The sequence below is a fragment of the Pseudomonas sp. PNPG3 genome (assembly GCF_023093815.1).
Taxonomy (GTDB): Bacteria; Pseudomonadota; Gammaproteobacteria; order Pseudomonadales; family Pseudomonadaceae; genus Aquipseudomonas; species Aquipseudomonas asiatica.
This window is the reverse complement of sequence record NZ_JALLKV010000309.1, coordinates 1-245: the sequence shown is the minus strand read 5'-3', so window position 1 is coordinate 245 and position 245 is coordinate 1. Positions and strand designations below refer to the sequence as shown.

The window sequence follows — 245 nt, the reverse complement described above, 5'->3', positions numbered from 1 at the left end:
CGCATCCGACGGTCGGCCGCCTTCAGGTTGCACGCCGGGGAGGCGTGATGGGCCAGCGCACCTGGACCTGTCGCCGGCGGACGGTAACGCTCGTTTCGATCGGTTTTCCCGAAGCGAACGGGATTTTAGCCAGGACCTCGAGCGCCGCGGTCGCGAGGTGGAACTCGTCCGCGGAGGGGGTCGTGTCGGGGGGATGCTGATATGTCAGCAGCAGCGGCACGGGCTCCTCGTCCTTCAATTTCCAG

1 protein-coding gene is annotated in these 245 nt (G+C 66.5%); it reads right to left on the bottom strand.

The window, feature by feature from the left end; translation table 11 throughout:
* Window positions 1-22: 22 nt before the first annotated feature.
* Window positions 23-245 (bottom strand): hypothetical protein (locus MJ643_RS31175; RefSeq protein WP_247727381.1); only part of this gene is annotated, 223 nt, incomplete at its 5' end.